Genomic DNA, 7,950 nt, shown 5'->3' on the forward strand with positions numbered 1-7,950 from the left:
GATAATACAGTTAAGATTCAAGAAGATTTAAGGAAATGGATAAAGTCTAATAAGGAAGAATTAGAAGGAATAGCTCATTATGATAATGTTGATGAAAAAGGTGTTTTTCATGATGGGGATATAGCAAATACTGTGTTTGGAGGATATAAGTATGATGTAATTCATCCAATTACAGGTAAGGCTTGTAAGATACCAGAGAAAGGTTTTCGATATCCAGAATCAACAATGATGGAAATGATAGAGTCAGGTGACATTATGTTTGGAGTTGATGAAACAACATTAATTAAGCCTAAGAAAAGATTAGAAAACGCAAAAGATTTATTAAGGTCTATTATTTATGAGGATGGACGTTCCTCAACAAAACAGTTTGAATCTTTAATGTCTAGGGATATATTTCAGAATCCTAAATCTGTAAATGTACTTTCGAGGCTTATGGATTTTACTGTTGCAGATGGTGATATTGTTATTGATTTTTTCTCAGGTAGTGGTTCTACTGCTGAGGCTACTATGAATTTGTATAATAAGGTGAAAAAGAATATAAAATTTATATTGGTGCAAATTCCAGAGGATTTAAATGTTTCTATATTAACAGCATCATCTCGAGCTAAGCAAACATTAAAGAACGCTATAAAATTCTTAGATTCTATTAATAAACCTCATACTGTTTGTGAAATAGGCAAAGAACGTATCCGAAGAGCTGGTAAAAAAATAAAAGATGATGAATTGGATAAGTTAAATGAAGAATTAAATTATTTGGTTTCGCAAAGAGCTTTGGTAGATAATGACTTCTGGTGTAATTCTAATGAACTTGAAAATAAAATTAAAGAATTAGGAGATAAAATAAAAGATTTGCAGCGTCTTGACACCGGTTTCCGTGTCCTAAAACTTGACAGCAGCAATATGAACGATGTATATTATACACCGGAAGAATTCAGCTTGAACACTCTTTTCAGCGAAAACGTAAAAGAGAACAGAACTGCCGAAGACCTTCTCTTCCAGGTGATGCTTGATTTGGGAATAGAACTTTCTGCCAAGATAGAAAAGCAGGAAATAGCAGGTAAGGAAGTCTTTCTTGTGGATGAAAACTATCTTATAGTATGTTTCGACAAGGATGTGAACGAAACTACTATTACGGAGATAGCAAAAATGCATCCTGTGTATTTCGTTATGAGAGATGCTTCGGCTGCCAACGACAATGTGATAGATAATTTTGAGCAGCTGTTTGAAGCATACAGCAAAGATACGGTAAGAAAAATCCTGTAAAAGGGGGATAAAAGTATGGAAGAGAACAGGATGATTATTTATACCTCCATTGACGGGCAGACAAAGATTGATGTCAGGCTGGAAGATGAGACTTTGTGGCTTACGCAGCAACAAATCGCTGAGTTGTATCAAACGTCAAGAACAAATGTTGTGGAACATATAAAGCATATTTATGAGGAACAGGAACTTGATGAACTTTCAACCTGTCGGAATTTCCGACAGGTTCGTAACGAAGGTAGTAGGCAGGTAGAACGAGATATGATGTTCTATAACCTTGATATGATTATATCTTTGGGGTATAGAATAAAATCGCGTGTAGCTACACATTTCAGACAATGGGCGACACAACGTCTGAAAGAATATATGATAAAGGGGTTTACTCTTGATGATGAGCGTCTTAAAAAACTTGGTGGGGGTGGTTATTGGAAAGAATTGTTGGAACGCATAAGGGATATTCGTGCAACGGAGAAGGTGTTTTACCGCCAGGTACTTGAGATATATGCTACAAGTATTGACTATGATCCAAGAGCTTCAGTATCGCAGGAGTTTTTCAAGAAAGTACAGAACAAGATACACTATGCGGTACATGGGCATACTGCGGCAGAACTGATAGTGGAACGTGCCGATGCTGAAAAGGACTTTATGGGACTATTTACCTTTAAGGGAACTCATCCGACATTGGTTGAGGCAAAGACCGCAAAAAACTATTTGGACGAAAAAGAACTTCGGTCAATGGGGCAGCTTGTTTCCGGATATTTGGATTTTGCGGAACGACAGGCAGAGAGAGAACAGCCGATGACGATGAATGATTGGGCTGCCTATCTGGATAGGATTCTTACAATGTCGGGCGAACAACTTCTGGAGGGTTCCGGTAGTGTGTCGCATACAGAGGCGATGGAACATGCTACAAATGAGTACCGTAAATACAAACAACGCACGATAAGTGACGTGGAACAGGATTACCTTGATTCTATCAGAGCAATTGATGATTTAGGAAAGAAAGGTAAGAAGAATTAAACTGAAAATACACAAGATAATGAAATTCAACTTTAAGATACAGGCATATCAGACTGAAGCGGTGGAAAACACGGTGGCTGTTTTTGCCGGACAACCGTCGTATGATGTAACACGCTATCGTCGTGACATGGGACGAAACTATCAGAGGAAAACCGATGAAGGGGATGAGTTTGATTTGGGATATCGCAACCGTCAGGTGGAGCTTGACGCAAGACAGTTGCTGAGTAATATCAACTCGGTGCAGAACCTTTATGATATAACTCCTTCTACGGCTCTGATAAAGAGTATGGGAGCGGTGAACCTCGACATAGAGATGGAAACCGGAACCGGTAAGACATACGTGTATATCAAAACTATGTTCGAACTAAACAAGCGTTATGGTTGGAGCAAGTTTATTATTGTAGTGCCGAGCATAGCCATTCGTGAGGGTGTGGCAAAGAGTTTCAATATGCTTGAGGAGCATTTTATGGAGCATTACGGCAAAAAGGCCCGCTGGTTTGTGTATAACAGTTCTGACCTTACGAAACTTGACAGTTTTTCTTCGGATGCAGGACTTAACGTGATGATTATAAACACTCAGGCATTTGCAGCTTCGATGAAAGAGGGTGGACGAAGCAAGGATAGCCGTATTATCTATTCGGAACGTGACGAGTTCGGAAGCAGAAAACCTATTGACGTGATAGCTGCCAATAATCCTATTATAATAATGGACGAGCCTCAGAAAATGGAGGGAGAGGCTACACAGGCCGGTATAAAGAGATTCAAACCGTTGTTCGTTCTGAATTATTCGGCTACCCACAGAACCCGTCATAACACTGTGTATGCTCTTGACGCGCTGGATGCTTACCGTCAGAAACTTGTCAAGAGAATCCATGTAAAGGGTTTTGAGGTGAAGAATCTGCGTGGTACAAGCGGATATCTTTATCTTGACAATATAGTGCTTTCGCCCAAGCATCCGCCTATGGCACGTATTGAGATAGAGGTGAAGACTGCATCAGGCAATATTGTAAGAAAGATAAAGACTTTTGGAGTGGGTGATACTCTGAAAGCGGAATCAGGACTTGCCCAGTATGATAATTTTGTGGTGTCCGAAATCAATCCTCAAGGGTATGTTACTTTCCTGAACGGTACTACGATAAAGCGTGGAGAGGTGATAGGTGACAGCAGTGAGGAAACAATGCAGAGGGTGCAGATAAGGGAAACTATTCTTTCGCATTTCGAGAAGGAACGCAGGCTGTTCAAACTTGGCATAAAGTGTCTTTCGCTTTTCTTTATTGATGAAGTGGCTAAATATAAGAGCTATGATGATGACGGGAATGAGGTGAAAGGTAAGTTCCAGAAGATATTCGAGGAGGAATATGAACGTGTGGCTGCAAACCAGCTGAAAATCTGGGATGAGGACTATAACAGATATATAAGCCGCTTCTCTGCTCAGGATGTGCATCGCGGATATTTCTCTATTGACAAGAAAACCAACAGGGTTATAGACGGAAAGATAGAGAAGAAGACAGGTATGTCGGATGATATTTCGGCATACGACCTTATTCTTAAAAACAAGGAGAGGCTGCTGAGTTTTGAGGAACCGACGAGATTTATTTTCTCTCATTCCGCTTTGCGCGAGGGATGGGATAATCCTAACGTATTCCAGATTTGTACGCTGAGACATTCCAATTCCACAACAGCAAAGCGTCAGGAGGTGGGACGAGGATTGCGTATCTGTGTCGATAAGAACGGTACGAGAATGGATGCCGAACTGCTTGGCGATGAGGTGCATGAGGTGAACAAACTGACTGTTATTGCCAATGAAAGTTATGCCGACTTTACAAGTGCATTGCAGAGTGAAACAAGAGAGGTGTTGAGGGAAAGGGCTGCAAAGGCTACTGTCGGTTATTTCCAGGACAAGAAAATCAAGATTGGAGAGGAAATCCATGTGGTTACGGAGTCGGAGGCAAGTCGTATAATTGTATATCTGGAGGACAACGGATATATAGATGAAAATAAGAATATCACTGCTGCATATCGTGAGGCTGTGACAAATGGATGTGTGACTCCGCTTCCACTGAAACTTCAGCCTATAGCAGAGGGAGTCACCAGATTGATTAACTCTATCTTTGACCCTAAGGCTTTGGAAGATATGATAGTGGAGGACAAGGTGGTGATTCCGGAAAACAAGCTGAACGATAACTTCAACAAGGAGGAGTTCCAGGCTTTGTGGAAGGAGATTAATCATAAGTATGTATATTCCGTAAGTTATGACAGTGAGGAACTTATTAGGAATGTGATTCTGCATATTGATGCCGAGCTGGATGTGAAGCAGTTGAGGTATGTGATGATAGAGGGTACTCAGGATGAGAAAAATGTGGCGGAGTTTGGTGATACGCGTTCGCAATCGCGTACGCTTACTAATGTATGTACCTCTACTGTCAGGTATGATCTGGTGGGTGATATTGCCAAGGGTGCAAATCTTACTCGCAGAAGTGTAGTCAGGATTTTGAAGGGTATCAAGGAAAGCAAACTGTATTTCTTCAAGAATAATCCTGAAGAGTTCATACGAAAGGTTATAGGAATAATAAAAGAGCAGAAGTCAACAATGATTGTAGAGGCTATACGTTATAATATGACGGATGGCAAATACGACAGTGAGATTTTTACTTCAAAAAGTAAAATGGATTTTGACAAGGCATACGAGGCTAAAAAGCATGTTACGGACTATGTATTCAGTGACAGTAAAGGAGAAAGAAACTTTGCTCACGACCTTGACGAGGCAAGTGAGGTGGTTGTATATGCCAAATTGCCGCGTTCATTTCAGATTCCTACTCCTGTAGGTAATTATGCGCCCGACTGGGCTATCGCAATGAAAAGGGATGGCGTGAAACATATATTCTTTATAGCTGAAACAAAAGGTTCGATGTCGTCAATGCAGCTCTCTAAAATAGAGAATGCAAAGATTGACTGTGCTGAAAAGCTGTTTAATTCAATGTCAACAGCCAATGTCAGGTATCATAAAGTAACAAGCTACAATGATCTGATTGATGCGATGAATTCTATAGCTTGATGAATGTATTTTGTAAAAAGATTGTATTTTGCAATAAAAGAAGTGCACTTGATAACTACGGTTTTCATACTGCACTATAAAAGGAACTTATTAGGTCTGTCGTGGTGGCAGACCTTTTTTTATGATATTGCAAGGTATTTTATGCGTAAGCTAATGAAATCTTCATATAATATTAAGAGTATATGGATATGTTTTGCAAACCTGTTTAAAACCTTTTGCAAAGGGTTTGCAATACCGGTCAGTGAACGCATGATGAACGGTTTGTGAACATAGAGTGAGCAGAATTTGATTATAACAGTCTACCAAAACTAATAGAAGACAGAGTGATAAAAAACAAAACCCGATAGCTTGAAGTCGTTCAGAGGCTACCGGGATTCAACAACGCAAATAATATGAAATAATAATTGATAAACAAATAAATAAGCAGTACTCTTATGTAATAGCTTATAAAGACAAGGCCATTAAATTTAATATATCAGGAGAAAGTATAGGAAAGATGTCTGCCAAAATTTATGAAAAGTACAAATTTTACTTGTGTATTCGGATAAGAAATTCTATCTTCACAAAAATTTAAATTAAAATGGATTTTCTATACTGATGGATGAAAAGAAGAAATATTATCGTCACTTTAAGGGTGGTAAGTATATAGTACTCGCTGAGGGGCAGGATAGTGAGTCGTTGACCCCTGTGATTGTCTATCAAGCACTCTACGGCGAACATAAAGTATGGGTCCGTCCGAAAGATATGTTTTACGGTACAGTAGAAATAGATGGAGCCAAGATTTTACGTTTCAAAGAAATAACGGAAGAGGAAGCTTATGGAGAGGACTGATGACATCAAGAAGTATTTGAAGAATAAACATCAAGGTGGTGAGAACAACCAAAAAGGTGGTTTGTTTGAAGATTTCTATGCCGTCTATCAAATTGTATCGTGCATAGACAGGTACAAGTCTTCGCTCGATAGTGTGAAGTTTCAAACTCAATTGGAGGATACATTTGTTGATGATATGCTGATTGTTCTTCCTGAATGGAATATATATCATCAGTTAAAGAATACTAAGGTTTTGTCTTGGGGTAAAGTAGATAAGCAAGGTGATATTGCATATGATTTTGCACATCAGATTGAAGACTGCGAAGATAGAAATGAGAAGTTTGTTTTGAAATTGGTCTATTCGCTGAAAGATAGTAAAGTTGGTGAGCAGATACCGGAAGAGATAAAGAATTATACTTCAACAGAATGTTTTGATTATGCCGCAGACGTGAATAGTCTTGTAATGATAAGTGAGTCATTTAAGCATATATTAAAGGCAATAACTCCAAATGGAAAGGATATTCAAACAGATGATTTAGTTAATATTGCTTCTGTGTTTCTTGGTGTTTGGAAGGGATGTGACTCAAAGAATGGAATATTGCTAAGTGATATAATTCATAGAGCTAAAAACTTTAAGTATGTTAATCTGAATGTTTACTCCGATGAAGATATAAGCAATGAGTGCAAACAGGTTCTTGACGCTATTCAGGGGGTTGAATACCATGTTAGTGGAAGAATGTTATATTGGAATATAGGCTGTATGAATGGAAGTTGTCCTTGGCCTTATGATATGGAGACTGAGATAATACGGCAGCATCCAAGGGACAAGTGGGAATTGATATCAATGTTGTCATAAAAATCGATTGTGTTATGAGAAAATATGAAAATTTGCAATACGGAGATGATGAGTTAATTCGTAAATCTTTGGACGCATTGGCTGATAAGACTACCGGTGTGGAGGAGTATCGTAACGCATTTGTGACGCTTGGTATAGAGTTAGGACGCGTGTTGGCTCATGAGGTAGGTGATGTACCTGCTGAGGAAACGATGTTGGTGTGTGCATCTGAAGATGCTGACTGGTTGGCAAAAGGTGTGGAAAACGGTTTTGGTAAGGGAAAGCTGCCGATTTCGGTTTATTGGAATACTCGAAATACTGTGTATGAGTCGGAGAATGGTGAGAAGATAGAGATTTCTCCTATTATAAAAGCATACGAAGAGCCTATTGTAAAATGCCGCTTATTGCTTGTTGTGAAATCAATCATCAGTTCTTTATGTGTGGTAAAAACTCAATTGACCAGACTGATCGATCGTGTACACCCTGAGATGATTGTCATTATGGCACCAGTGATGTATAAGGATGCTCAGCCTAATTTATTGAAGGAGTTTCCAAAGGAGATAAGCTGTAAATTCCATTTTATTCAGTTTGCTATTGATGAAAAAAGGAAAGGAGGAGAAGTGATTCCTGGAATTGGAGGTATGGTTTATCCTCGTCTCGGATTAGGTGATTTGGACAAGAAGAACCGCTATATTCCTCAGATGGTTAGGATGAGGATGTAAAATATATGAGTGTATTTTATAACTATGGTTTTTCATATTATGAACTTATTAGGTCTGTCATTCATTGCAGACCTTTTTATTTTTATGATATTGCAAAGTCGTTATATGTATAAACTAATGATATCTTCAATAGTATGAAGTAAGCATTCAGTAAACCCCGTCAGAACTCAGTCTTGATTCTTTATATTTTTGTACCCATAACCAATATTGTACAAAAATGAAGAATATGACATTAGACCAATTCAAGC

6 protein-coding genes are annotated in these 7,950 nt (G+C 38.7%); all 6 read left to right on the forward strand.

Annotation, left to right across the window (positions count from 1 at the left end):
* On the forward strand, positions 1 to 1,263 hold a 1,263-nt coding region (locus H6A61_RS14560), incomplete at its 5' end, for a DNA methyltransferase (protein WP_239469248.1).
* Between the two features lie 15 nt (positions 1,264 to 1,278).
* A complete protein-coding gene (locus H6A61_RS14565; RefSeq protein WP_204394601.1) occupies positions 1,279 to 2,280 on the forward strand; it encodes a virulence RhuM family protein in 1,002 nt (333 codons plus the stop codon).
* Positions 2,281 to 2,299: 19 nt separating this feature from the next.
* On the forward strand, positions 2,300 to 5,335 hold the full coding sequence (locus tag H6A61_RS14570; protein WP_204394603.1) for a type III restriction-modification system endonuclease: 3,036 nt from the start codon (positions 2,300 to 2,302) through the stop codon (positions 5,333 to 5,335).
* A 597-nt stretch (positions 5,336 to 5,932) separates the two neighbouring features.
* Positions 5,933 to 6,166 (forward strand): DUF1653 domain-containing protein, encoded by a 234-nt coding sequence (locus tag H6A61_RS14575; protein WP_204394605.1) that lies wholly within the window; start codon positions 5,933 to 5,935, stop codon positions 6,164 to 6,166.
* Positions 6,153 to 7,001 (forward strand): hypothetical protein, encoded by an 849-nt coding sequence (locus H6A61_RS14580; protein WP_204394607.1) that lies wholly within the window; start codon positions 6,153 to 6,155, stop codon positions 6,999 to 7,001. The genes H6A61_RS14575 and H6A61_RS14580 overlap by 14 nt, the downstream gene beginning before the upstream one ends.
* Before the next feature lie 14 nt (positions 7,002 to 7,015).
* A complete protein-coding gene (locus H6A61_RS14585; protein ID WP_204394609.1) occupies positions 7,016 to 7,702 on the forward strand; it encodes a hypothetical protein in 687 nt (228 codons plus the stop codon).
* The last annotated feature ends 248 nt before the right edge of the window (positions 7,703 to 7,950 follow it).

Origin of the sequence: Bacteroides caecigallinarum, from assembly GCF_016901995.1 — a bacterium.
GTDB classification, from domain to species: Bacteria; Bacteroidota; Bacteroidia; order Bacteroidales; family Bacteroidaceae; genus Phocaeicola; species Phocaeicola cellulolyticus.